The 21,048-nt window shown below is 53.7% G+C and carries 24 protein-coding genes; 17 read left to right on the top strand and 7 right to left on the bottom strand.

Features of this window, described 5'->3' with window-relative positions; translation table 11 throughout:
* Positions 1–27 precede the first annotated feature (27 nt).
* Positions 28–2,046, top strand: coding sequence for an oxidoreductase (locus ACOXYR_RS01555; protein WP_421355401.1), 2,019 nt, complete (start codon positions 28–30; stop codon positions 2,044–2,046).
* A gap of 57 nt (positions 2,047–2,103) precedes the next feature.
* Here ACOXYR_RS01555 and ACOXYR_RS01550 read toward each other — a convergent pair whose 3' ends face one another.
* The 3 genes from ACOXYR_RS01550 to rlmG all read right to left on the bottom strand — a co-directional run bounded on the left by ACOXYR_RS01550 (position 2,104) and on the right by rlmG (position 4,180).
* Positions 2,104–2,520: a helix-turn-helix domain-containing protein gene (locus ACOXYR_RS01550; RefSeq protein WP_421355402.1), complete on the bottom strand. Its 417-nt coding sequence runs from the start codon at positions 2,518–2,520 to the stop codon at positions 2,104–2,106.
* Positions 2,517–2,831, bottom strand: coding sequence for a type II toxin-antitoxin system HigB family toxin (locus tag ACOXYR_RS01545; RefSeq protein ID WP_108475046.1), 315 nt, complete (start codon positions 2,829–2,831; stop codon positions 2,517–2,519). The genes ACOXYR_RS01550 and ACOXYR_RS01545 overlap by 4 nt, the downstream gene beginning before the upstream one ends.
* Before the next feature lie 212 nt (positions 2,832–3,043).
* Positions 3,044–4,180: a 23S rRNA (guanine(1835)-N(2))-methyltransferase RlmG gene (gene rlmG, locus ACOXYR_RS01540; RefSeq protein WP_108475045.1), complete on the bottom strand. Its 1,137-nt coding sequence runs from the start codon at positions 4,178–4,180 to the stop codon at positions 3,044–3,046.
* An 83-nt stretch (positions 4,181–4,263) separates the two neighbouring features.
* On the opposite strand from rlmG, the gene ACOXYR_RS01535 reads away from it, so the two are divergent.
* The 5 genes from ACOXYR_RS01535 (at position 4,264) to sstT (ending at position 9,334) form a co-directional block, all read left to right on the top strand.
* Positions 4,264–4,767, top strand: coding sequence for a M48 family metallopeptidase (locus tag ACOXYR_RS01535; RefSeq protein WP_108475044.1), 504 nt, complete (start codon positions 4,264–4,266; stop codon positions 4,765–4,767).
* Between the two features lie 80 nt (positions 4,768–4,847).
* Complete coding sequence (locus tag ACOXYR_RS01530; RefSeq protein WP_108475043.1) at positions 4,848–5,540, top strand: SanA/YdcF family protein; 693 nt, start codon at positions 4,848–4,850, stop codon at positions 5,538–5,540.
* Between the two features lie 81 nt (positions 5,541–5,621).
* Entirely contained in the window at positions 5,622–6,620 is a 999-nt protein-coding gene (locus tag ACOXYR_RS01525) for a Gfo/Idh/MocA family protein (protein ID WP_108475042.1), read from the top strand.
* Between the two features lie 286 nt (positions 6,621–6,906).
* Complete coding sequence (locus ACOXYR_RS01520; RefSeq protein ID WP_108475041.1) at positions 6,907–7,875, top strand: TerC family protein; 969 nt, start codon at positions 6,907–6,909, stop codon at positions 7,873–7,875.
* Between the two features lie 214 nt (positions 7,876–8,089).
* Entirely contained in the window at positions 8,090–9,334 is a 1,245-nt protein-coding gene (gene sstT / locus ACOXYR_RS01515) for a serine/threonine transporter SstT (RefSeq protein WP_189624191.1), read from the top strand.
* An 18-nt stretch (positions 9,335–9,352) separates the two neighbouring features.
* On the opposite strand, the gene ACOXYR_RS01510 is transcribed toward sstT, so the two are convergent.
* The 3 genes from ACOXYR_RS01510 to uxaC form a co-directional block, all read right to left on the bottom strand.
* Positions 9,353–9,904 carry a YgjV family protein gene (locus tag ACOXYR_RS01510; protein WP_108475039.1) on the bottom strand — a complete coding sequence of 184 codons (552 nt, stop codon included), beginning with the start codon at positions 9,902–9,904 and terminating at the stop codon, positions 9,353–9,355.
* Positions 9,905–9,986: 82 nt separating this feature from the next.
* Complete coding sequence (locus ACOXYR_RS01505; protein ID WP_108475038.1) at positions 9,987–11,474, bottom strand: UxaA family hydrolase; 1,488 nt, start codon at positions 11,472–11,474, stop codon at positions 9,987–9,989.
* Between the two features lie 14 nt (positions 11,475–11,488).
* Complete coding sequence (uxaC, locus tag ACOXYR_RS01500; RefSeq protein WP_421355403.1) at positions 11,489–12,901, bottom strand: glucuronate isomerase; 1,413 nt, start codon at positions 12,899–12,901, stop codon at positions 11,489–11,491.
* A 459-nt stretch (positions 12,902–13,360) separates the two neighbouring features.
* Here uxaC and exuT point away from each other — a divergent pair, with 459 nt between their 5' ends.
* The 8 genes from exuT to ACOXYR_RS01460 all read left to right on the top strand — a co-directional run bounded on the left by exuT (position 13,361) and on the right by ACOXYR_RS01460 (position 18,438).
* Positions 13,361–14,656 carry a hexuronate transporter ExuT gene (gene exuT, locus ACOXYR_RS01495; RefSeq protein WP_108475036.1) on the top strand — a complete coding sequence of 432 codons (1,296 nt, stop codon included), beginning with the start codon at positions 13,361–13,363 and terminating at the stop codon, positions 14,654–14,656.
* A 124-nt stretch (positions 14,657–14,780) separates the two neighbouring features.
* The gene (exuR, locus tag ACOXYR_RS01490) at positions 14,781–15,557 is read left to right on the top strand and encodes a transcriptional regulator ExuR (protein ID WP_108475035.1); all 777 of its coding nucleotides are present in this window, start codon (positions 14,781–14,783) and stop codon (positions 15,555–15,557) included.
* A gap of 318 nt (positions 15,558–15,875) precedes the next feature.
* A complete protein-coding gene (gene yqjA, locus ACOXYR_RS01485; protein WP_108475034.1) occupies positions 15,876–16,541 on the top strand; it encodes a DedA family general envelope maintenance protein YqjA in 666 nt (221 codons plus the stop codon).
* Positions 16,541–16,924, top strand: coding sequence for an EnvZ/OmpR regulon moderator MzrA (mzrA, locus tag ACOXYR_RS01480; protein ID WP_108475033.1), 384 nt, complete (start codon positions 16,541–16,543; stop codon positions 16,922–16,924). Before yqjA ends, mzrA begins: the two co-directional genes overlap by 1 nt.
* A gap of 135 nt (positions 16,925–17,059) precedes the next feature.
* Positions 17,060–17,428, top strand: coding sequence for a DUF1090 domain-containing protein (locus ACOXYR_RS01475; RefSeq protein WP_421355404.1), 369 nt, complete (start codon positions 17,060–17,062; stop codon positions 17,426–17,428).
* Positions 17,429–17,457: 29 nt separating this feature from the next.
* Positions 17,458–17,763: an ElaB/YgaM/YqjD family protein gene (locus ACOXYR_RS01470; protein WP_015962914.1), complete on the top strand. Its 306-nt coding sequence runs from the start codon at positions 17,458–17,460 to the stop codon at positions 17,761–17,763.
* Between the two features lie 2 nt (positions 17,764–17,765).
* A complete protein-coding gene (locus ACOXYR_RS01465; RefSeq protein ID WP_421355405.1) occupies positions 17,766–18,164 on the top strand; it encodes a phage holin family protein in 399 nt (132 codons plus the stop codon).
* Positions 18,157–18,438, top strand: a complete 282-nt coding sequence (locus tag ACOXYR_RS01460) for a YqjK-like family protein (protein WP_108475145.1) — start codon at positions 18,157–18,159, stop codon at positions 18,436–18,438. The genes ACOXYR_RS01465 and ACOXYR_RS01460 overlap by 8 nt, the downstream gene beginning before the upstream one ends.
* 112 nt (positions 18,439–18,550) lie before the next feature.
* Here ACOXYR_RS01460 and ACOXYR_RS01455 read toward each other — a convergent pair whose 3' ends face one another.
* Positions 18,551–18,703 (bottom strand): hypothetical protein, encoded by a 153-nt coding sequence (locus ACOXYR_RS01455; RefSeq protein WP_373300366.1) that lies wholly within the window; start codon positions 18,701–18,703, stop codon positions 18,551–18,553.
* 261 nt (positions 18,704–18,964) lie between these two features.
* Here ACOXYR_RS01455 and ACOXYR_RS01450 point away from each other — a divergent pair, with 261 nt between their 5' ends.
* The 3 genes from ACOXYR_RS01450 to ACOXYR_RS01440 all read left to right on the top strand — a co-directional run bounded on the left by ACOXYR_RS01450 (position 18,965) and on the right by ACOXYR_RS01440 (position 20,905).
* A complete protein-coding gene (locus tag ACOXYR_RS01450; RefSeq protein WP_015962910.1) occupies positions 18,965–19,357 on the top strand; it encodes a DoxX family protein in 393 nt (130 codons plus the stop codon).
* A gap of 68 nt (positions 19,358–19,425) precedes the next feature.
* On the top strand, positions 19,426–20,412 hold the full coding sequence (locus tag ACOXYR_RS01445) for a glutathione S-transferase family protein (RefSeq protein WP_421355406.1): 987 nt from the start codon (positions 19,426–19,428) through the stop codon (positions 20,410–20,412).
* A 127-nt stretch (positions 20,413–20,539) separates the two neighbouring features.
* Positions 20,540–20,905, top strand: a complete 366-nt coding sequence (locus tag ACOXYR_RS01440) for a DUF805 domain-containing protein (RefSeq protein WP_108475028.1) — start codon at positions 20,540–20,542, stop codon at positions 20,903–20,905.
* The last annotated feature ends 143 nt before the right edge of the window (positions 20,906–21,048 follow it).

Genomic DNA, 21,048 nt, shown 5'->3' with positions numbered 1-21,048 from the left:
CAATAATTTTACATACTGGACAATCTTATGAGCTATCCGTCGCTGTTTGCCCCGCTGAATTTGGGCTTCACTACCCTTAAAAACCGCGTCCTGATGGGGTCGATGCACACCGGGCTGGAAGAACATGCGGAGGGTGCAGAACGTCTGGCGGCTTTCTATGCTGAACGGGCGCATCACGGCGTGGCATTGATTGTCACCGGTGGCGTCGCACCGGCACTTTCCGGCGTGGGCATGGAAGGCGGTGCGGTGCTGAGTGATGCCAGCCAGCTTCCTCAGCATCGTCTGGTGACGGATGCGGTGCATCAGGAGGGCGGCAAAATCGCCCTGCAAATCCTGCACACCGGGCGCTACAGCTACCAGCCGCATCTGGTGGCGCCTTCGGCCATTCAGGCACCGATCAACCGCTTTACGCCCCATGCTTTGACGCACGACGAAATTCTCGTGCTGATTGATGATTTCGCCCGTTGCGCCCAACTGGCGCGGGAAGCGGGCTATGATGGCGTGGAAGTAATGGGTTCAGAAGGCTACCTGATTAACGAATTTCTGGCGGCACGCACCAATCATCGCGATGACGAATGGGGCGGCGACTATCCGCGCCGGATGCGCTTTGCCGTGGAAGTGGTGCGCGCGGTTCGTGAACGCGTGGGCAAAGATTTCATTATCATCTTCCGCCTCTCAATGCTGGATCTGGTGGAAGGCGGCGGCGCATTTGATGAAACCGTACAACTGGCGCAGGCCATTGAAGCAGCAGGGGCGACAATCATTAATACCGGCATTGGCTGGCACGAAGCGCGTATCCCCACCATCGCCACACCGGTGCCGCGCGGGGCATTCAGTTGGGTCACGCGCAAGCTAAAAGGCCACGTCGCGATCCCGCTGGTGACCACCAACCGCATCAACGATCCTCAGGTCGCGGAGGATATTCTGGCGCGCGGTGATGCAGACATGGTATCGATGGCGCGTCCATTCCTGGCCGACGCCGAATTGCTGTCAAAAGCGCAGGCGGGCCGCGCCGATGAGATCAACACCTGTATCGGCTGCAATCAGGCGTGCCTCGATCAGATTTTCGTCGGCAAGGTTACCTCCTGCCTGGTGAATCCCCGCGCCTGCCATGAAACCAAAATGCCGATTGTCCCGGCGCTAAAAAAGAAAAATCTCGCCGTCGTGGGTGCGGGCCCGGCCGGATTGGCGTTTGCCATCAACGCCGCCGCACGCGGGCATCAGGTCACGCTGTTTGATGCACATAGCGAAATTGGCGGGCAGTTTAATATCGCCAAACAGATCCCCGGCAAAGAAGAATTTTACGAAACGTTGCGTTACTACCGGCGGATGATCGACGTCACGGGCGTGACGCTTAAACTGAATCATCTCGTCACGGCGGATCATCTCCAGGCATTTGATGAAACGATCCTCGCCTGCGGGATCGTCCCGCGCATACCCGCGATTGACGGGATCGACCATCCCAAAGTGCTGACCTATCTCCAGGTGCTGCGCGATAAAGTTCCAGTGGGAAATTCGGTGGCCATTATCGGCTGCGGCGGCATTGGCTTTGATACCGCGATGTATTTAAGTCAGCCAGGCGTTTCTACCAGCCAGAATATTGCGGAATTTTGTCAGGAATGGGGCATCGACACCACGCTGCAACAGCCGGGCGGCCTGCGTCCGGAAGGCGCGCTACTGCCGAAGAGCCCACGCAAGATCGTGATGCTTCAGCGTAAAGCCAGTAAACCCGGCGATGGGCTCGGCAAAACCACCGGCTGGATCCACCGGGCAACGCTGCTGTCGCGCGGTGTGAAGATGATCCCGGCGGTGCGTTATCAGAAGGTAGACGACGAAGGGCTACATATCACGATCGGCGATGAAGCGCAGGTGTTGAGGGTGGATCATGTGGTGATCTGTGCCGGGCAGGATCCACAGCGCGCGCTGGCGCAGCCGCTGGCAGAAGCCGGGAAAATCGTGCATTTGATTGGCGGCTGCGATGTGGCAATGGAGCTGGACGCGCGGCGGGCAATCGCGCAGGGGACTAAGCTGGCACTGGAGATATGAAACCCTCTCCATGAGGGAGAGGGGATCTAGCGTGCGTGGTGTTAGGGCTGCGATGCCTTAATCAATGAACAACGCCGGTGAAATACCAAAACGGGCCGCCAGCTTTTTCGCGTGTTCAAGGGTTAGCTTCCTTTGTCCGTTAAGAACTCGCGATACCATCGATTTGCTACCAATTTCGGGAAGACCGGATAACGTTAATCCGTACTGATCCATTAACGTACGGATTACCGCTATGCCTGCTGGCATCGCTTCAAGCCTCGCATTAAATTCAGCAAATTCCGGTGCGGATGTCTCCCAGGCCGTGATTTTTGCGCACACGAGGTCAACGAGTGGGTTATCAGGATCGTTAAGCAACAGATGCTCAATCAGTATGAGCGCTTCTTTATATTGCTCGTCATTCTGGATCCCTGCCAAAAAAGGAGCGGCTTTGGTGAGCTTTTCACCCGCCTTGAGTACATCAGAAATGACCATCATTTTTTTCCCCTTCTTCGATGTTCCGCCGTAAACCTGTCGTACTCTTTATGTGTGAAGACATGCCGAACATAAAACTTCTGCGAATCAAAAAAAATCATCACAATGACGCGTAATTCGTTTCCGCCAATGTCGATAACATAATGTTTATCCAGGTATTTAAGATTATCCAGAGAGGGGAAAAGCCCCTTTAGTGCCTCAGGCGTCCTGAAGTATCCTTTCGAAACCGCCTTCCCCAGCGCGAGGATTTCCATCGCATGCCGGGGAAATCTTTCGGCTGCATCTTTCAACGCTTTTTGTGTTATCAAGTGCATTCTTCATCAACTCCGTTGACAAATTGGCAATATCATAACGCATGTTGCCAAATTGGCAATACGTTAGATCATCATGGCGAAATGAGATTACGCTTCAAACAGAGCGATACAAGAGAAGGGAAATGGAGAATTTTAATGCTGCGAGCACGCTTCCAGAAGCGAAGGTTTTGCTCCCTCTCCCTATGGGAGAGGGCCGGAATGAAGGATTCGCCTTAACGACGACGCCCCAGCTTCACCGCTTTCAGCACCACAAACTTGCTGTTGGTGGCGATAGTGGTGCAGTTGCCGAAAATCTTCTTCAGCTTATGGAAATAGTCGAGATGACGGTTAGCTACGATATACAGCTCACCGTTAATTTTCAGGCAGCGACGTGCATGATGGAACATTTCCCAGGCCACATTATCGGTCAACGCATGCTGCTGGTGGAACGGCGGGTTGCACAGTACCGCGTTGAAGCGGAACGGTTCGACGCCAGAGAGCGCGTTGTTGATCATAAACTCGCAGCGGTCAATCGCGTCCGGCAGGTTACTTTCAACGTTAAGGCGGCTGGAGGCGACCGCCATCGGTGATTCATCCACAAATACCACCGTCGCTTCTGGATTTTTTTCCAGCAGCGTCATGCCAATCACCCCGTTGCCACAGCCGAGATCAACAATCTCACCTTCCAGGTTTTCCGGCAGATGCTCGATAAAGAAGCGTGCGCCGATATCCAGACCGGTGCGAGAGAAGACATTCGCGTGGTTATGAATGGTCCACGAGGTACCTTCCAGCGGCCAACTCACGATTTGCGACTCATCGGCCAGCGCCGGCTTCGTGAAGGTGCAGTTGATCAGGCGCGCTTTTTTCCACGCAAGTGTGGTGGTCGTGGTGCCGAGGATTTTCTCGAACAGCGCCAGCGTAGAGTTATGAATATCACGCGCTTTCGCACCGCCGATAATGCGGGTTTGCGGGGTCACGACCTCACGCAGCGCGCGCAGTTGTTGCTCCAGCAGCGCCAGCGTTTTCGGGATTTTAATCAGCACAACGGCAGGCGCGGATGGATATTCTGCGGTGCTGTCGAGAAATCTGACGCTGGATTCGTCAATGTCGTTATGGCGCAGGTTTTCACGCGTGCCCAGCTCGCTGACGTAAGAGTCGCCGATGCTGTACGGCTTATGCTCTGCCAGCGCGCAGCTCAGTGCACCGAAGCTGTCGTTAAAAATCAGGACCGGGCCGTTGATTTCGGTGTCGTCCAACTGCTGCAGCAGATACTCATCCGCCGCTTCCCACGCCTGTAGCGGGTTGACGTCGTCCGTCTCCGGGAAACGTTTCAGGTTCAGTGAACGGAAACCGTTGTCTATGTGGCTCATCGGCCCTCCAGAATGGTAAAATTTGGCGTTATCCCTGAAAAGGGTGCGTGAGTATACACTTTTTAATCCGATTTGGGGCTGTGATGACGCAACTAACTTATCTCCAGGGCTACCCGGAACACCTGCTGGCACAAGTGCGCACGCTTATTGCAGAAGGGCGTCTGGGTACCGTGCTGGCAAAGCGCTATCCCGGCACGCACGATTTCGCCACCGATAAAGCGCTGTGGCAGTACACACAGGATCTGAAAAGCCAGTATCTGCGCAACGCGCCACCCATTAATAAGGTGATGTATGACAATAAGATCCATGTGCTGAAAAACGCGCTGGGCCTGCATACCGCCGTTTCGCGCGTGCAGGGCGGAAAGCTAAAAGCCAAAGCGGAGATTCGCGTTGCCACCGTTTTTCGCACCGCGCCAGAGCCGTTCCTGCGCATGATTGTGGTGCATGAATTAGCGCATCTGAAAGAGAAAGAGCACGACAAAGCGTTTTACCAGCTTTGCTGCCATATGGAGCCGCAGTATCACCAACTGGAGTTTGATACCCGGTTGTGGCTGACACAGATGTCGCTGGGGCAAGGCAAAATCTGAAATCGATAGCGGATCGTTATGATTTTATCCACTAACGTCTACAATCGTCTTCCCCCCGCTTTTGTTAAGGATAACGCTCAATGCTGCGCGCGCTAGCCCGTTTTCTTCGTCACATTATTTGCTCTCGACGCATGTTCAGGTTCGCCTGTTTTCTATTGTTTGCGGCTATTGCCATGATATTTTTCGCCAACCGGGAGATAGTCAAGACGAGCGAGCACCTGACGTGGAATGATGTTAACGCTATCCCTGTGCGTAATGTGGGATTGCTGTTAGGCGCCAAACCGGGCAACAACTACTTCACCCGGCGAATTAACGCCGCTGCGGAACTGTATCATTCCGGGAAAGTAAAATGGCTGCTGGTGAGCGGCGATAATAGCCGTAAAAATTACGATGAGTCTTCCGGCATGCAGCAGGCGTTGATCGCCAAAGGCGTGCCCGCCAGCGCTATCTTCTGTGACTACGCTGGATTCTCCACTCTCGACTCCGTCGTGCGCGCCAATAAAGTCTTTGGTGAAAATAACATCACGATTATCTCACAGGAATTCCATAATCAACGCGCCATCTGGCTGGCGAAGCAATATGGCATTGATGCCATCGGCTATAACGCTGAGGATTTGGATCAAGGCCGCGGCAAGCTGGTGCGTCTGCGCGAAAAACTCGCCCGCGTCAGCGCAGTGATTGATGCAACAATCCTCCACCGTCAGCCCAAATATCTCGGCCCTACGGTCATGATTGGCCCGAACAGCGAGCACGGTTGCCCCGCCACGAAATAAGTGCGTTACTGCGCACTCATTTTGTCGCGCCAGCGTGCTACATTGAAGGAAGATCCCCTTTTATGGAGCACGTCAGCGTCTATGATACGTTTCGCAGTTATTGGCACAAACTGGATAACCAAACAGTTTGTCGATGCCGCCCACGAGACCGGCAAATATAAGCTTACCGCTATCTACTCCCGCAGCCTTGAGCAGGCCCAAACGTTCGCCAACGATTACCCCGTCGAGCATCTTTTTACTTCGCTTGAAGCGATGGCGCAAAGCGATGCCATCGATGCGGTATACATCGCCAGCCCGAACTCGCTCCATTTCCCACAAACTCAACTGTTCTTGCGCCATAAAAAGCATGTAATTTGCGAGAAGCCGCTGGCCTCGAACCTGCGCGAAGTGGAAGCCGCGATTGAAACCGCACGCGAAAATCAGGTGGTGCTGTTCGAGGCGTTTAAAACCGCCAGCCTGCCGAATTTCCTGCTGTTGCAGCAGTCGCTCAGTAAAGTAGGCAAGGTGCGTAAAGCGCTTATCAACTACTGTCAGTACTCTTCACGCTATCAGCGTTATCTCGATGGCGAGAATCCAAATACCTTTAATCCGGCGTTCTCCAACGGTTCGATTATGGATATCGGTTTTTATTGCCTGGCCTCGGCGGTTGCGCTGTGGGGCGAGCCGCACGGCGTACAGGCATCGGCGAGCCTGCTGGAAAGCGGCGTGGATGCACACGGTCTGGTGGTGCTCGACTACGGCGATTTCAGCGTCACTTTGCAGCACTCAAAAGTGAGTGACTCGGTGCTGCCGAGCGAAATCCAGGGCGAAGAGGGTTCACTGGTCATCGAGAAGATTTCCGAATGCCAGAAAGTCACCTTCGTGCCGCGCGGCGGCAAAGCGCAGGATCTCTCTCAACCGCAGCATATTAATACTATGCTGTATGAAGCAGAGGTCTTTGCCCGTCTGGTGGAAACCAATGAAGTGAACCATCCGGGTCTTGCCGTCAGCCGTACCACGGCAAAACTGCAAACGGAGATTCGCCGCCAAACAGGTGTCACCTTCCCTGCTGATGACATCAGTGAGCAGGTACCAGCGTAAAGCTATGTAAAACGGATGTTACAGGCCATTGACGCCATTGATGGTCTGTAATATTTTGTAACCTGCAAAGGGGAGTAACTTCCTTGCCGGTGGGCCGTCATTACGATATGTGAAAAACCATATCCGGTCGCCGGGCAATAAAACGTATGCACCTTCGGATAACCGTTTGAAGGGCATACTTTTTGTTGTAAGTGAGACCTTGCCGGAAGGCGAGGTCTATGCATAAAAAAGCAGCGGCTGACGTCTTTCGACATCAGCCGTTTTTTTATGCGTAAGGAAAATATCTATGAATAGTGTCGGCACACCGTTGCTGTGGGGCGGATTCGCTGTCGTCGTCGTGATTATGTTAGCCATCGACCTGATGTTGCAGGGCCGACGCGGCGCTAACGCCATGACCATGAAACAGGCTGCAGCCTGGTCTATCGTCTGGGTCACGCTCTCGTTGTTGTTCAACGCTGCCTTCTGGTGGTATCTGGCGGAAACTCAGGGTCGCGCGGTTGCCGATCCGCAGGCTCTCGCTTTCCTTACCGGTTATCTGATTGAGAAATCGCTGGCCGTGGATAACGTCTTCGTCTGGTTGATGTTGTTCAGCTACTTCTCGGTTCCGGCAGCGCTGCAACGCCGCGTGCTGGTTTATGGTGTATTAGGTGCGATTGTGCTGCGTACGATCATGATCTTCGCCGGTAGCTGGCTTATCACCCAGTTTGAATGGCTGCTGTATGTGTTCGGCGCATTCCTGCTGTTCACCGGTATCAAGATGGCGCTGGCAAAAGAGGATGAGAGCGGCATTGGCGATAAACCGCTGGTACGCTGGCTGCGCGGCCATCTGCGCATGACCGATAAGATAGAGGGCGAGCATTTCTTTGTGCGCCAAAAAGGTGTTATCTACGCCACACCGCTATTACTGGTGCTGATTCTGGTCGAGTTCAGCGACATTATCTTCGCCGTTGATAGCATCCCGGCGATCTTCGCGGTCACCACCGATCCGTTTATCGTACTGACCTCTAACCTGTTCGCGATCCTCGGCCTGCGTGCCATGTACTTCCTGCTGGCGGGCGTGGCAGAGCGCTTCTCGATGCTCAAATATGGCCTGGCAGTGATCCTGGTGTTTATCGGTATCAAGATGCTGATCGTCGATTTCTACCACATCCCTATCGCGATTTCGCTGGGCGTGGTGGGCGGCATTCTGGTATTGACGCTGCTTATCAACGCCTGGGTGAACCACCAGAACGACAAGAAGAATCAGCAAGCTTAAGCTTTTCCGCCGGGCAGCAGTACGCTGCCCGGCAGCGATGTAAAACTAAAGTTAAAAAATATGATGCACCGCGTAAATTCCAGCATTTTACGCTTCCCCGCCAGCCAACTTTCCTTATACTCAACCAGGCAAACATTTTTTTACATCCTGACATAAACGAGACAAATAACTCGTAACCGGGATGGCACATTACATCACTGGAAGGAATACATTCATGACGACATCTCCGTCTTCCAGCTTCTTTCGCCGCCTGGCGCAGGGAAGTCTGGTAAAACAAATATTGATTGGTCTGGTGCTGGGTATCGCACTGGCGTTAATTTCCAAACCGGCGGCGGAAGCCACGGGCCTGCTGGGTACGCTTTTTGTTGGCGCCCTGAAAGCGGTCGCGCCGGTACTGGTACTCACGCTGGTGATGGCCTCGATTGCTAACCATCAACAAGGGCAAAAAACCAATATCCGCCCTATTCTGTGGATGTATTTGCTGGGCACCTTCTCGGCGGCGTTAACTGCGGTGGTGGTGAGCTTTATGTTCCCCTCCACGCTTCAACTCACAACCGGCGCGACGGACATTACCCCGCCAACAGGTATTGTACAGGTGATGCACGGGTTGCTGATGAGTATCGTCGCCAACCCGATTCATGCCCTGATTAATGCGAACTACATCGGGATTCTGGTGTGGGCCGTGGGTCTGGGCTTCGCCCTGCGTCACAGCAATGACACCACCAAAAACCTGGTCAACGATATGTCCAACGCGGTCACCTTTATTGTTAAGGTGGTGATTCGCTTTGCGCCAATTGGTATCTTCGGCCTGGTCTCTTCCACCCTCGCCACCACCGGTTTTTCCGCGCTGTGGGGCTACGCGCAAATTCTGCTGGTGCTGGTCGGCTGTATGGCCGTCGTGGCGCTGGTGATCAACCCGCTGCTGGTATGGCTGCAAATCCGCCGCAACCCGTATCCGCTGGTCTTTACCTGCCTGCGTGAAAGCGGCGTGACCGCCTTCTTCACCCGCAGTTCTGCGGCGAACATTCCAGTGAATATGTCGCTGTGCGAGAAGCTGAATCTGGATCGCGATACTTACTCGGTTTCCATTCCGCTGGGTGCGACAGTGAATATGGCTGGCGCGGCAATTACCATCACCGTGCTCACACTGGCGGCGGTGCATACACTGGGCATTCCGGTTGACCTGCCGACAGCGCTGCTGCTAAGTGTGGTGGCATCCCTGTGCGCCTGCGGTGCATCGGGTGTGGCGGGGGGTTCACTGCTGCTGATCCCGCTGGCCTGCAATATGTTCGGCATTCCGAACGAAATCGCCATGCAGGTGGTGGCTGTCGGCTTTATCATCGGCGTATTGCAGGACTCCTGCGAAACTGCAATCAACTCCTCCACCGACGTGATGTTCACCGCCGCCGTTTGCCAGGCAGAAGATGCTCGCCTGGCGAAGGACGCGCTGCGGGGCTAATGCTTTTCCCCTTCGCCATCAGGCGGAGGGGCTTTCTTTCTGTACTTTCTTCTCGACGTTGAACGGATCAATCCCGCGACGCTGCATGCGCCAGAAACGGATGATATTCAGGCCGTTCATCACCAGAAAACTTCCCTCAATCATGGTTCCGCCTATCGAGCCAAGCCAAAAGTTATGGATAACCCAGCAGGCCGTTGAGCACCACATCACGCAGCGCACCGACAACCCTTTACAACGAAACAACGCCCACGTACTGGCCACCGTACCGGCAATGGGCAGCAGTTCCATCGCGTGGTGCAGCTTGCTGAGCCCCAGAATCAGCGTCAGGGCGATAAATACAAACATTACCCAGATGCGGCGGGTGTACACCGAAATTAGGGTGCGGATGACGTTGAGCTCCGCGCTCATTCCCGCCGGAATTGCCCCCATCAGAAAAAAATGCACGCCAATCGTCGCACTGTAGAGAGAGAGCTGAAACTTAAAGCGCCGCTCATCACGGTTGATGAAAGTGGTGATACCGATTAAAAACGCGAGTACCCCTACGCCCTGGGCAAGCCAATACGCAGTCATGGAGAAGTCCTTATTGAACACCATAAAAAAACGGCGTTTCAGGAAGTGAAACGCCGTTTTATCGTATCAGATCACATTTTTATTACAATGTGACGCCGCTCTTAAAGATTGCCAGTTCACGGAAATCGTTACGCTCATTGCAGGTCTGTTTGCCGTTGGCAAAATCGACAATCGCATCCACAAACTCGTTCAGCAGCTGCGGCATCGCTTTGCCGTGAATCAACTGACCCGCGTCGAAGTCGATCCAGTGTTTTTTCTTCGCCGCTAGTTCACTGTTGGTAGCGATTTTCACCGTCGGCACAAAACCGCCGTACGGCGTACCGCGACCGGTACTGAACAGCACCATGTGGCAGCCCGCACCCGCCAGCGCGCTGGTGGCAACCGCATCGTTACCCGGCGCACTCAACAGGTTCAGACCCGGCGTTTTCAGACGCTCACCGTAGCGCAGCACATCCACCACCTGGCTGGAGCCCGCTTTCTGCGTGCAGCCCAGCGATTTATCTTCCAGCGTGGTGATACCCCCCGCCTTGTTGCCCGGTGATGGGTTCTCGTAGATAGGCTGGTCATGGGCAATGAAGTACTGCTTGAAGTCATTGACCATGGTGACCAGTTTCTCAAACGTCGCTTCGTCACGGCAGTGGCTCATCAGGAGCTGTTCCGCGCCAAACATTTCCGGCACTTCGGTCAGCACCGTGGTGCCGCCGTTGGCAATCACGTAGTCGGAGAAGCGACCCAGCATCGGGTTGGCGGTGATCCCGGAGAGGCCATCGGAACCACCGCACTCAAGGCCAAATTTCAGCTCGCTGAGCTTGCCCGGTACGCGTTGATCGTTACGCATCACGTTGTACAGCTGATGGAGATGCGCAATCCCCGCTTCCACTTCATCGTCCTGGTGTTGGCAAATCATAAAGTGGACGCGGTCGGCATCAAACTCACCCAGCGTTTCGCGGAAGGCATCGACCTGGTTGTTTTCACAACCGAGACCAATCACCAGCACCGCGCCCGCGTTAGGGTGACGCACCATGTTTTGCAGCATGGTGCGGGTATTAATATGGTCATCGCCCAGCTGAGAGCAGCCGTAAGTGTGGCTGAAGAGATGCACGCCATCGGTACCTTCAGCGTCATTCGTCTCTTTCAGGAAACGCGTCTGGATCTGACGGGCGATGCCGTTCACACAGCCCACGGTCGGCAGGATCCAGAGTTCGTTACGCACCCCAACGTCACCGTTAGCGCGACGATAAATATTGATATCGCGATCTGCCGCTTGCGCCGCTTCAGGCTGGAAATCGGGTTGATAGCTATACGTATCCAGGTCGCTCAGATTGGTACGCGTATTGTGCGAGTGAATATGTTCCCCCGCGGCAATATCCACCAGCGCATGACCAATGGGTAAACCATACTTAATGACGTTTTCACCTTTGGCGATAGGGCACAACGTGAATTTATGCCCACGCGCTACCGCCTGACGGAGCGTTACCGTCTGGTTGTCGACCGTGACTTCCGTGCCTTCAGCCAAATCCGCTAATGCTACCGCAACGTTATCCAGCGCATGGATCTTGATGTATTGCATATCAACCCCGGACCTTAGTTCAGTTCAATGGCGAAGTAGTCACGCGCATTGTTAAAGCAAATGTTTTTCACCATCTCGCCCAGCAGGTTGATATCCGCTGGCGCTTCGCCCGCAGTCACCCAGCGGCCAATCATCTGGCACAGAATGCGACGGAAGTATTCATGACGGGTATAAGACAGGAAGCTGCGGCTATCGGTTAGCATGCCAACAAAGCGGCTCAGCAGGCCCAGTTGTGCGAGCTGAGTCATCTGACGTTCCATACCGTCTTTCTGGTCGTTGAACCACCAGCCGGAACCGAACTGCATTTTGCCCGGCATTCCTTCCCCCTGGAAGTTACCGATCATGGTGCCCAGCACTTCGTTGTCGCGCGGGTTCAGACAGTACAGGATGGTTTTCGGCAGCAGATTCTGTTCATTCTGTTTGCTCAGCAGTTTGGAGAGCTCTTCCGCCATCGGGCGGTCGTTGATGGAGTCGAAACCGACATCCGCGCCCAGCAGTTTGAACTGACGCAGGTTGTTATTACGCAGCGCGCCAATGTGGTACTGCTGTACCCATTCGCGACGCGCGTATTCTGCGCCGAGGAACACCAGCACCGCCGTTTTGAACTGCGCGACTTCATGCTCGCTCAGGGTCTCACCCGCCAGACGACGCGCCAGGATGCTATCCAGCTCGGCTTCGCTCGCTTCGGCAAACATCACCACATCCAGCGCGTGGTCAGACACTTTACAGCCGTGTGCGGCGAAGTGGTCGAGACGTTTGGTCAGCGCGGTTTGCAGGTCGGTGAAACGACGGATATCGGTGTCAGACACTTCACCCAGCTTCGCCATGTAGTCGTTGAAGGTGGCCTGTTCAATGTTGAACGCTTTATCCGGACGCCAGCTTGGCAGCACTTTGATGGAGAAGGTGCTGTCTTTCGCCACGGTCGCGTGGTGTTCCAGCGAGTCGATCGGGTCATCGGTGGTGCCGACCATTTTCACGTTCATCTGCTGCATGATGCCGCGCGCGGAGAATTTGTCCTGCGCCAGCAGTTCGTTGCATTCGTTCCAGATTTCGTCGGCGGTAGACGGCGAAAGCAGTTTGCCAGTGATGCCAAACGGACGACGCAGTTCGAGGTGCGTCCAGTGGTATAACGGGTTGCCGATAGTGTGTGGTACGGTCGCCGCCCACGCATCAAATTTTTCCCGATCGGATGCGTCACCGGTGCACAGACGCTCTGCCACACCGTTGGTACGCATGGCGCGCCATTTGTAGTGATCGCCTTTCAACCAGATGTCATACAGGTTATTAAAACGATAGTTTTCAGCAATCTGCTGCGGCGGCAGGTGGCAATGATAGTCAAAAATCGGCTGATCTTTTGCGTAGTCGTGGTACAGACGGCGGGCAAATTCGGTATCTAACAGAAAATCTTCAGTCATAAACGGGGTCATTATCGTCTTCCTCTCACGAGTGGTCAGATGTTTATCTGTAATGCTGACAAAGTTATCACACCAATTTCGCCAAGCCGAAGATTTTTTCGTGAGTTAGATCAATAAAAATTGACAAAAAATGACATTAAAAAACTAAAAAAAGCGCCACAAGCCGCGCCACGACTGGTTTTAAGCCCTACCACCTATATCCACACTCAAATTACCTCTTTTGTGACAGCATTCACCTTTTAAAGTTGTATGACAAGTTATTGTGCACCCCGTCAAACATAAGCCGACGGAATGCATGTTGGTGAAGAATTCAACTGACTTAACGGTACGGATACCGAATTAAGCACGAGTACGAAGGCAAGGTTCGGGTCGTACCGGGTTCTCCCGGTAAGCCCCTCGATTGAGACATCCTCCCGTAGTACTGGATGAAGACCGTATGAAAATGCGGAATAACGACACGATGAGGTTTACATGCGTAAAATTAAAGGATTACGTTGGTACATGATCGCACTGGTGACGCTGGGCACCGTGCTGGGCTACCTGACGCGTAATACCGTTGCAGCTGCTGCTCCTACTCTGATGGAAGAGCTGCACATTTCTACACAGCAATACTCCTATATCATTGCCGCTTACTCCGCGGCCTATACGGTGATGCAGCCTGTAGCCGGTTATGTGCTGGATATTCTGGGCACCAAAATTGGTTACGCCTTCTTCGCCGTTGCCTGGGCTGTCTTCTGCGGTGCAACCGCGCTGGCAGGTAGCTGGGGGGGACTGGCGCTGGCACGTGGTGCGGTCGGTGCGGCAGAAGCGGCAATGATCCCGGCTGGCCTGAAAGCGAGCTCCGAATGGTTCCCGGCAAAAGAGCGTTCTATCGCGGTGGGTTACTTCAACGTCGGCTCCTCTATCGGTGCGATGATTGCGCCTCCGTTGGTGGTATGGGCAATCGTCATGCACAGCTGGCAGATGGCATTTATTATCTCTGGTGTGCTGAGCTTCGCATGGGCAATGGCCTGGCTTATCTTCTACAAACACCCGCGTGACCAGAAAAAACTGACTGACGAAGAACGCGACTACATCATTAATGGTCAGGAAGCACAGCATCAGGTGGGTACGGCGAAGAAAATGTCCGTCGCTCAGATCCTGCGTAACCGCCAGTTCTGGGGTATCGCCCTGCCGCGCTTCCTGGCAGAACCGGCCTGGGGTACTTTCAACGCCTGGATCCCCCTGTTCATGTTTAAAGTTTATGGCTTTAACCTGAAAGAAATCGCTATGTTCGCCTGGATGCCAATGCTGTTTGCTGACCTGGGCTGTATCGTTGGCGGTTACCTGCCACCGCTGTTCCAGCGTTGGTTTGGTGTGAACCTGATTGTTTCCCGTAAGATGGTTGTGACGCTGGGCGCCCTGCTGATGATTGGCCCAGGCATGATTGGTCTGTTCACCAGCCCGTACGTGGCAATCGGCCTGCTGTGCATCGGTGGCTTTGCTCACCAGGCACTGTCTGGCGCGCTGATTACGCTCTCTTCTGACGTATTCGGTCGTAACGAAGTGGCTACGGCTAACGGCCTGACCGGGATGTCCGCCTGGCTGGCAAGTACTCTGTTCGCACTGGTCGTCGGTGCGCTGGCTGATACCATCGGCTTCAGCCCGCTGTTCGCGGTACTGGCGGTATTTGACCTGTTGGGTGCGCTGGTTATCTGGACGGTGCTGAAAAACAAACCGGCTGACGAGGTTGAGCAAGAAACGCATCAACCGGCGACACAAAGCTAGTTTGATGTTTAGCGAGATGTGATGAAAGCCGCCTCCGGGCGGCTTTTTTCATGTCGTATTATGGTGAGAGTCTCGTAAAAGTGGTATAACAAATCTAATCTGCCGTACCCTGCCTGGAGAGAATATGGAAATCACTGACGCACGTCGTTTATATCAGCAACTTGCCGCTGAGCTGAAAGAGCGCATTGAGCAAGGTGTCTATCTCGTGGGCGACAAACTGCCTGCCGAGCGCTTTATCGCTGACGAAAAATGCGTGAGTCGGACGGTGGTTCGCGAAGCCATTATTATGCTGGAAGTCGAAGGCTACGTTGAAGTACGTAAAGGTTCCGGCATCCATGTTATTTCCAATACGCCACGCCATCAGCAGGCGCCAGACGAATCGATGGAATTCGCCAATTATGGCCCGTTCGAACTGCTGCAGGCTCGCCAGCTCATTGAAAGTAATATTGCTGAGTTTGCCGCCACGCAGGTGACCAAGCAGGACATCATGAAGCTGATGGAGATCCAGGACAAAGCGCGCAACGAGAAATGTTTCCGCGACTCCGAGTGGGATCTGCAGTTCCACATTCAGGTCGCGCTGGCCACGCAGAATACCGCCCTTGCCGCCATCGTCGAGAAAATGTGGACCCAGCGCAGCCATAACCCGTACTGGAAAAAACTGCATGAGCATATTGATGCGCGTACGGTCGATAACTGGTGCGACGATCACGACCAAATCCTGAAAGCGCTCATCCGCAAAGACCCGCATGCCGCCAAACTGGCGATGTGGCAGCATCTGGAAAACACCAAGCTGATGCTGTTTAACGAAACCAGCGATGACTTCGAATTTAATGCTGACCGTTACCTGTTCGCCGAAAACCCGGTTGTGCACCTCGACACGGCCGCCAACGGCACGAAATAATCTCCCTGAATCCCTTCTCAGGCCGTCTTCAGACTGGCCTGACGTTTATTGTGGGTAAGCAAAACATATATAGTGTCAGCCTTTGTAAATACCCTCGCCTCTCACCCACGCAACCCGCAAAATCAATCCTCAACAAACTGCAAAATCTGTGACGCAAAACTCAGGCGTTTGTTACAATTAGATGCATTTTGTCGTTCTGTAAGTTAGCAATTGCTTACTTCGCCATTAACACGGATGTGTTTACCGCGACCGATTAAAATATAAACAATGTCGCAGTTCGTTCAGGCGTTACGTTAATCGTTGTACCAGGAATCGTGAATGGAACTATTATCCCAGTTATTAAATGCATTATGGAGCCAGGATTTCGAAACCCTGTCGAATCCGTCCATGATTGGCATGCTCTACTTTGTTTTGTTTATGATCCTGTTCCTTGAGAACGGATTGTTACCTGCCGCCTTCCTGCCGGGCGATAGCCTGCTGGTGTTGATTGGCGTTCTGATTGCCAAAGGCGCGCTGGGTTTCCCACAAACTATTTTGTTGCTCACCACCGCCGCAAGCCTGGGCTGTTGGCTCAGTTACATTCAGGGGCGATGGCTGGGGAATACGCGCATTGTGCAGAACTGGCTTTCCCATCTTCCTGCTCACTATCACCAGCGCGCCCATCATTTGTTCCACAAACATGGGCTCTCGGCGCTGCTGATTGGCCGCTTTATCGCCTTTGTGCGTACCCTGCTGCCAACTATCGCCGGGATATCCGGCCTGAGCAATGCACGCTTCCAGTTCTTTAACTGGATGAGCGGCCTGCTTTGGGTACTTATCCTCACTTCACTGGGATACCTGCTTGGTAAAACGCCGGTGTTCCTGAAGTATGAAGATGCGCTGATGTCATGTCTGATGCTGTTGCCAGTCGCCCTGTTGATCATTGGCCTGGTCGGTTCGCTGGTTGTTCTGTGGAAGAAAAAATACGGCAACCGGAGCTCATAATGGGGCTGAAACAGGTCACGCTACGTCGGTTTACCCTGAGCCTTGGCGCATTACTGCTGTTTTGCGCCATTCTCTGGCTCTGCGCGACATTACAGCAGAAAGAGTCCACGTTGGCGATTCGCCCACTCAATCAGGGCACCAGCATGCCGGATGGCTTCTCCATCTGGCATCATCTGGATGCTAACGGCATACAGTTCAAAAGCATCACGCCGCAAAAAGATGCGCTACTCATTAAATTCGAGTCCAGCGCACAGAGCGCCGCAGCCAAAAAGGTGCTCGACAGCACGCTCCCGCACGAGTACATCATCGCTCAGCAGGATGACGATCGCGATGCCACCACCTGGCTTTCGCTGTTGCGCGACACGCCGCATCGCTTTGGATAATTCTGTATCTAATCACTGGCTTTGGTGATTTCCCGATTTTCTAACTATGCTTGAGTAAGTGGGCGTAATCTTTTACCCCTCTTTACTGGAACCCGTACATTCCTGATGTACTTAACACAATGGAAGGTTTCTTACATGAAATACCGCATCGCACTGACCATCGCACTTCTTTCCCTCACCGCCGGGGCAAGCGCAACGACGCTGTGCCAGGAGAAAGAACAGGACATCCAGCGTGAGATCAGCTATGCCGAAAAGCATAACAATCAAAACCGCATTAATGGCCTGAAAAAAGCGTTGAGCGAGGTTAAAGCTAACTGTTCCGACAGTCAGTTACGCGCTGAGCATCAGGAAAAAATTGCCGAGCAGAAAGAGGAGATCGCCGAACGTCAGCGTGACCTGCAGGAAGCAAAGCAAAAAGGCGATGCGGAAAAAATTGCCAAACGCGAACGCAAACTCGCGGAATCACAGCACGAGCTTAAAGAACTGGAGTCTCGCCAGTACTAAGCACATGGACATTCAAACAGGAGAGCATCATGTCTAAAGATACCAATGCAGATAACCTGCGCGCGGAACTGAAATCACTGGCTGACACCCTGGAAGAAGTACTGAATAGCTCCTCTGATAAGTCGAAAGAAGAGATCAGCAAATTACGCAGTAAAGCGGAAAGCGCGCTGAAAGAGAGCCGTCATCGTCTGGGTGAAACCAGCGATGCGCTGGCTAAACAGACCCGCGAAGCCGCCGCGCGTGCCGATGGCTACGTGCGTGAAAACCCGTGGACCGGCGTCGGCATTGGCGCGGCGGTTGGTCTGGTTCTGGGTGTGCTGCTGACGCGTCGCTAATAATGGCGGATTATCAACACACACAAGGCCCAGGGAAAAATATCCTCGGCATCGGCCAACGCCTGGTGACCGTACTGGTGCAAATGGTGGAAACGCGGGTGCGCCTGGCGGTGGTGGAGCTGGAAGAAGAGAAAGCGAATATCTTCCAGCTACTCCTGCTGGTTGGCTTAACGTTGCTGTTTGCCACTTTCGGCCTGATGAGCCTGCTGGTGCTCATTATCTGGGCAGTCGATCCGCAGTATCGGCTGAACGTGATGATTGGCACCACCGTGACCTTACTGGTGCTGGCATTAATCGGCGGGCTCTGGACGCTACGAAAAGTGCGGCACTCAACCCTGCTGCGTCATACGCGCCATGAGCTGGCCAATGACCGGGCATTGCTGGAGGATGACCGTGAGTAACCGAAAGGAGCGTGAGGCGCGTAAGGCGTATTTGCTGAGCCAGATTCAGCAACAGCGGCTGGACTTAAGTGCGGGCCGACGCGACTGGCTGGAACTCACTCAGGTCTACGACCGCAAATGGGCGATGCTGCTCAGCCTGCGAACCTGGGCGCTGGCCGGTAGCGGCGTGTTCGCCGTCTGGGGCCTGCGCCAGCCGAACAGACTGGTTCGCTGGGCTCGGCGCGGGTTCAGTCTCTGGAGCGCATGGCGACTGGTGAAAACGACGCTACGTTAATCTGATACAGGCCCGGTACACAATACCGGGCCTTGTTTTCAGGCGAGTGCTTCTATCTCGGCAACAGTCAGGCCGGTGGTTTTGGCGATGATTGGCACGTCGATATCGCTGGCTAATAGTGCCTGGGCGATTTGGCGTTGCGTTCGCCCTTAGCAAACCCTTTATCAAGACCTTTACTGAAACCTTCGCGGCGGCGAATATGCTTTTGCAGAAATTCCAGCACCGCCATTCGCCTATGCGTGGCGATCTCATCGTCTGACAGCACCGTGATTTCCTGCGCCAGGTATCCTGCCGATTGCCCTCGACGTCAGCAGGCAATTCACCACTCCCCCGATCCGCCTCGACAAAAATATTCATCTTGCATTGCATTACTCAGAATTTTTGAAGAAATTCGACAGTTTTCCTTGCTAACAATTGATCCAGGCCGCGGGTATTCTTCTTTCCATCGACAGCAGGCACACGGCATCAACGTGTATTTGCACAATAAATAACATTGTTCGCCCGATGGGTTTCCTGGAGTTTTAAGATGAAAAAATTAGAAGATGTTGGTGTACTGGTAGCGCGCATTCTGATGCCAATTCTGTTCATTACCGCAGGTTGGGGAAAAATCACCGGTTATGCGGGTACACAGCAATATATGGAAGCGATGGGCGTCCCTGGCTTTATGCTGCCGCTGGTTATCCTGCTTGAGTTTGGCGGCGGTCTGGCAGTGCTGTTTGGCTTCCTGACCCGTACCACCGCGCTGTTTACCGCGGGCTTTACCATCCTGACCGCATTCCTGTTCCACAGTAACTTTGCGGAAGGCGTAAACTCGCTGATGTTCATGAAAAACCTCACCATCGCAGGCGGTTTCCTGCTGCTGGCCATCACTGGCCCGGGCGCATTCAGCATCGACCGTGTGCTGAATAAAAAATGGTAATCGCACTATACTGAATGAATTAAAGCGAGGAGACATCTCCTCGCTTTTGCTATCTGAAGGAGAGAAAAATGGGACAACTGATTGACGGCGTCTGGCATGATACCTGGTATGACACCAAATCCACCGGGGGAAAATTTCAACGTTCGGTCTCGGCATTCCGTAACTGGCTCACTGCGGATGGCGAAGCAGGCCTATCGGGCGTCGGCGGGTTTGCCGCTGAGAAAGATCGCTATCACCTGTACGTGTCGCTCGCCTGTCCGTGGGCGCACCGCACGCTGATTCTGCGCAAGCTGAAAGGCCTGGAACCGTTTATCTCCGTGTCCGTGGTCAACCCGCTGATGCTGGAAAATGGCTGGACTTTCGATGACAGCTTCCCGGCGGCAACCGGCGATGCGCTGTATCAGCATGAATTCCTTTATCAACTCTACCTGCACGCCGACCCGCACTACACCGGTCGTGTCACCGTGCCGGTTCTGTGGGATAAGAAAAATCATACTATCGTCAGCAACGAATCCGCTGAAATCATTCGTATGTTCAATACGGCCTTCGATGGTCTGGGCGCGAAAGCGGGTGACTACTACCCCGTTGCCCTGCGTGAACAGATTGACGAACTGAACGGCTGGATCTACGACACCGTGAATAATGGCGTCTACAAGGCCGGTTTTGCCACCAGCCAGGAGGCCTACAGCGATGCGGTAGAGAAAGTGTTTACCTCGCTGGAACGTCTGGAACAGATCCTCGGCCAGCATCGTTACCTGACAGGCAATCAGCTTACTGAAGCCGATATTCGCCTGTGGACGACGCTGATCCGCTTTGATCCGGTTTATGTGACGCACTTTAAGTGCGACAAACACCGCATCAGCGATTACCTGAATCTGCACGGTTTTATGCGCGATATCTATCAGATGCCGGGGATTGCCGAGACGGTGAATTTCGACCATATCCGCAACCACTATTTCCGCAGCCATAAAACCATTAACCCAACGGGAATCATTTCCATTGGGCCGTGGCAGGATCTTGACGAGCCGCACGGGCGTGATGAGCGCTTCCGCTAATGACACAGGGCATCCTCCGGGATGCCCTATTAATTGGTGACACCAATATTTACCACCATTTCATTCACGGCTATTCTTAATTCGATCGCTTAGAAAACAAGTGATTAACGCATAGCTGAGGCAAAAAATGGATTGGTATCTCAAAGTTCTACGAAATTACATCGGTTTTGGGGGCCGCGCGCGCCGTAAAGAGTACTGGATGTTTATTCTGGTCAACGTCATCTTTACGCTGGTGCTGGGTATTCTTGATAAGATGCTGGGCTGGCAACGCGCCAGCGGTGAAGGCATTCTGACAACAATTTATGGTGTGCTGATTTTCCTGCCCTGGTGGGCCGTTCAGTTCCGCCGTCTGCATGATACCGACCGTTCGGCATGGTGGCTGTTGCTGCTGATCATCCCGATTATCGGCTGGCTGGTGATTATCATTTTCAACTGCCAGTCAGGCACGCCGGGTGAAAACCGCTTTGGGGCGGATCCGAAGTTGAATTCGTAGGGCGATTTTCCCCCTCACCCCGGCCCTCTCCCACAGGGAGAGGGAGAAAACCAGAGCAGGGGCCCTCTCCCACAGGGAGAGGGAGAAAACCAGAGCAGGTTTTTCAGTTCTGCACGGTCAGTTCCCTCTCCCTGAGGGAGAGG

Origin of the sequence: Pseudocitrobacter faecalis, assembly GCF_965231525.1 — a bacterium.
GTDB lineage: Bacteria > Pseudomonadota > Gammaproteobacteria > Enterobacterales > Enterobacteriaceae > Pseudocitrobacter > Pseudocitrobacter faecalis.
The sequence above is the reverse complement of the archived record's forward strand: the minus strand, read 5'-3'. Positions and strand labels throughout refer to the sequence as shown.

What these genes read in the sequence shown, in the direction of transcription:
- ACOXYR_RS01555 (WP_421355401.1), top strand. Translation starts at nt 28, where the DNA reads ATGAGCTATCCGTCGCTGTTTGCCCCGCTGAATTTGGGCTTCACTACC.
- ACOXYR_RS01550 (WP_421355402.1), bottom strand. Translation starts at nt 2,520, where the DNA reads ATGATGGTCATTTCTGATGTACTCAAGGCGGGTGAAAAGCTCACCAAA.
- ACOXYR_RS01545 (WP_108475046.1), bottom strand. Translation starts at nt 2,831, where the DNA reads ATGCACTTGATAACACAAAAAGCGTTGAAAGATGCAGCCGAAAGATTT.
- rlmG (WP_108475045.1), bottom strand. Translation starts at nt 4,180, where the DNA reads ATGAGCCACATAGACAACGGTTTCCGTTCACTGAACCTGAAACGTTTC.
- ACOXYR_RS01535 (WP_108475044.1), top strand. Translation starts at nt 4,264, where the DNA reads ATGACGCAACTAACTTATCTCCAGGGCTACCCGGAACACCTGCTGGCA.
- ACOXYR_RS01530 (WP_108475043.1), top strand. Translation starts at nt 4,848, where the DNA reads ATGCTGCGCGCGCTAGCCCGTTTTCTTCGTCACATTATTTGCTCTCGA.
- ACOXYR_RS01525 (WP_108475042.1), top strand. Translation starts at nt 5,622, where the DNA reads ATGATACGTTTCGCAGTTATTGGCACAAACTGGATAACCAAACAGTTT.
- ACOXYR_RS01520 (WP_108475041.1), top strand. Translation starts at nt 6,907, where the DNA reads ATGAATAGTGTCGGCACACCGTTGCTGTGGGGCGGATTCGCTGTCGTC.
- sstT (WP_189624191.1), top strand. Translation starts at nt 8,090, where the DNA reads ATGACGACATCTCCGTCTTCCAGCTTCTTTCGCCGCCTGGCGCAGGGA.
- ACOXYR_RS01510 (WP_108475039.1), bottom strand. Translation starts at nt 9,904, where the DNA reads ATGACTGCGTATTGGCTTGCCCAGGGCGTAGGGGTACTCGCGTTTTTA.
- ACOXYR_RS01505 (WP_108475038.1), bottom strand. Translation starts at nt 11,474, where the DNA reads ATGCAATACATCAAGATCCATGCGCTGGATAACGTTGCGGTAGCATTA.
- uxaC (WP_421355403.1), bottom strand. Translation starts at nt 12,901, where the DNA reads ATGACCCCGTTTATGACTGAAGATTTTCTGTTAGATACCGAATTTGCC.
- exuT (WP_108475036.1), top strand. Translation starts at nt 13,361, where the DNA reads ATGCGTAAAATTAAAGGATTACGTTGGTACATGATCGCACTGGTGACG.
- exuR (WP_108475035.1), top strand. Translation starts at nt 14,781, where the DNA reads ATGGAAATCACTGACGCACGTCGTTTATATCAGCAACTTGCCGCTGAG.
- yqjA (WP_108475034.1), top strand. Translation starts at nt 15,876, where the DNA reads ATGGAACTATTATCCCAGTTATTAAATGCATTATGGAGCCAGGATTTC.
- mzrA (WP_108475033.1), top strand. Translation starts at nt 16,541, where the DNA reads ATGGGGCTGAAACAGGTCACGCTACGTCGGTTTACCCTGAGCCTTGGC.
- ACOXYR_RS01475 (WP_421355404.1), top strand. Translation starts at nt 17,060, where the DNA reads ATGAAATACCGCATCGCACTGACCATCGCACTTCTTTCCCTCACCGCC.
- ACOXYR_RS01470 (WP_015962914.1), top strand. Translation starts at nt 17,458, where the DNA reads ATGTCTAAAGATACCAATGCAGATAACCTGCGCGCGGAACTGAAATCA.
- ACOXYR_RS01465 (WP_421355405.1), top strand. Translation starts at nt 17,766, where the DNA reads ATGGCGGATTATCAACACACACAAGGCCCAGGGAAAAATATCCTCGGC.
- ACOXYR_RS01450 (WP_015962910.1), top strand. Translation starts at nt 18,965, where the DNA reads ATGAAAAAATTAGAAGATGTTGGTGTACTGGTAGCGCGCATTCTGATG.
- ACOXYR_RS01445 (WP_421355406.1), top strand. Translation starts at nt 19,426, where the DNA reads ATGGGACAACTGATTGACGGCGTCTGGCATGATACCTGGTATGACACC.
- ACOXYR_RS01440 (WP_108475028.1), top strand. Translation starts at nt 20,540, where the DNA reads ATGGATTGGTATCTCAAAGTTCTACGAAATTACATCGGTTTTGGGGGC.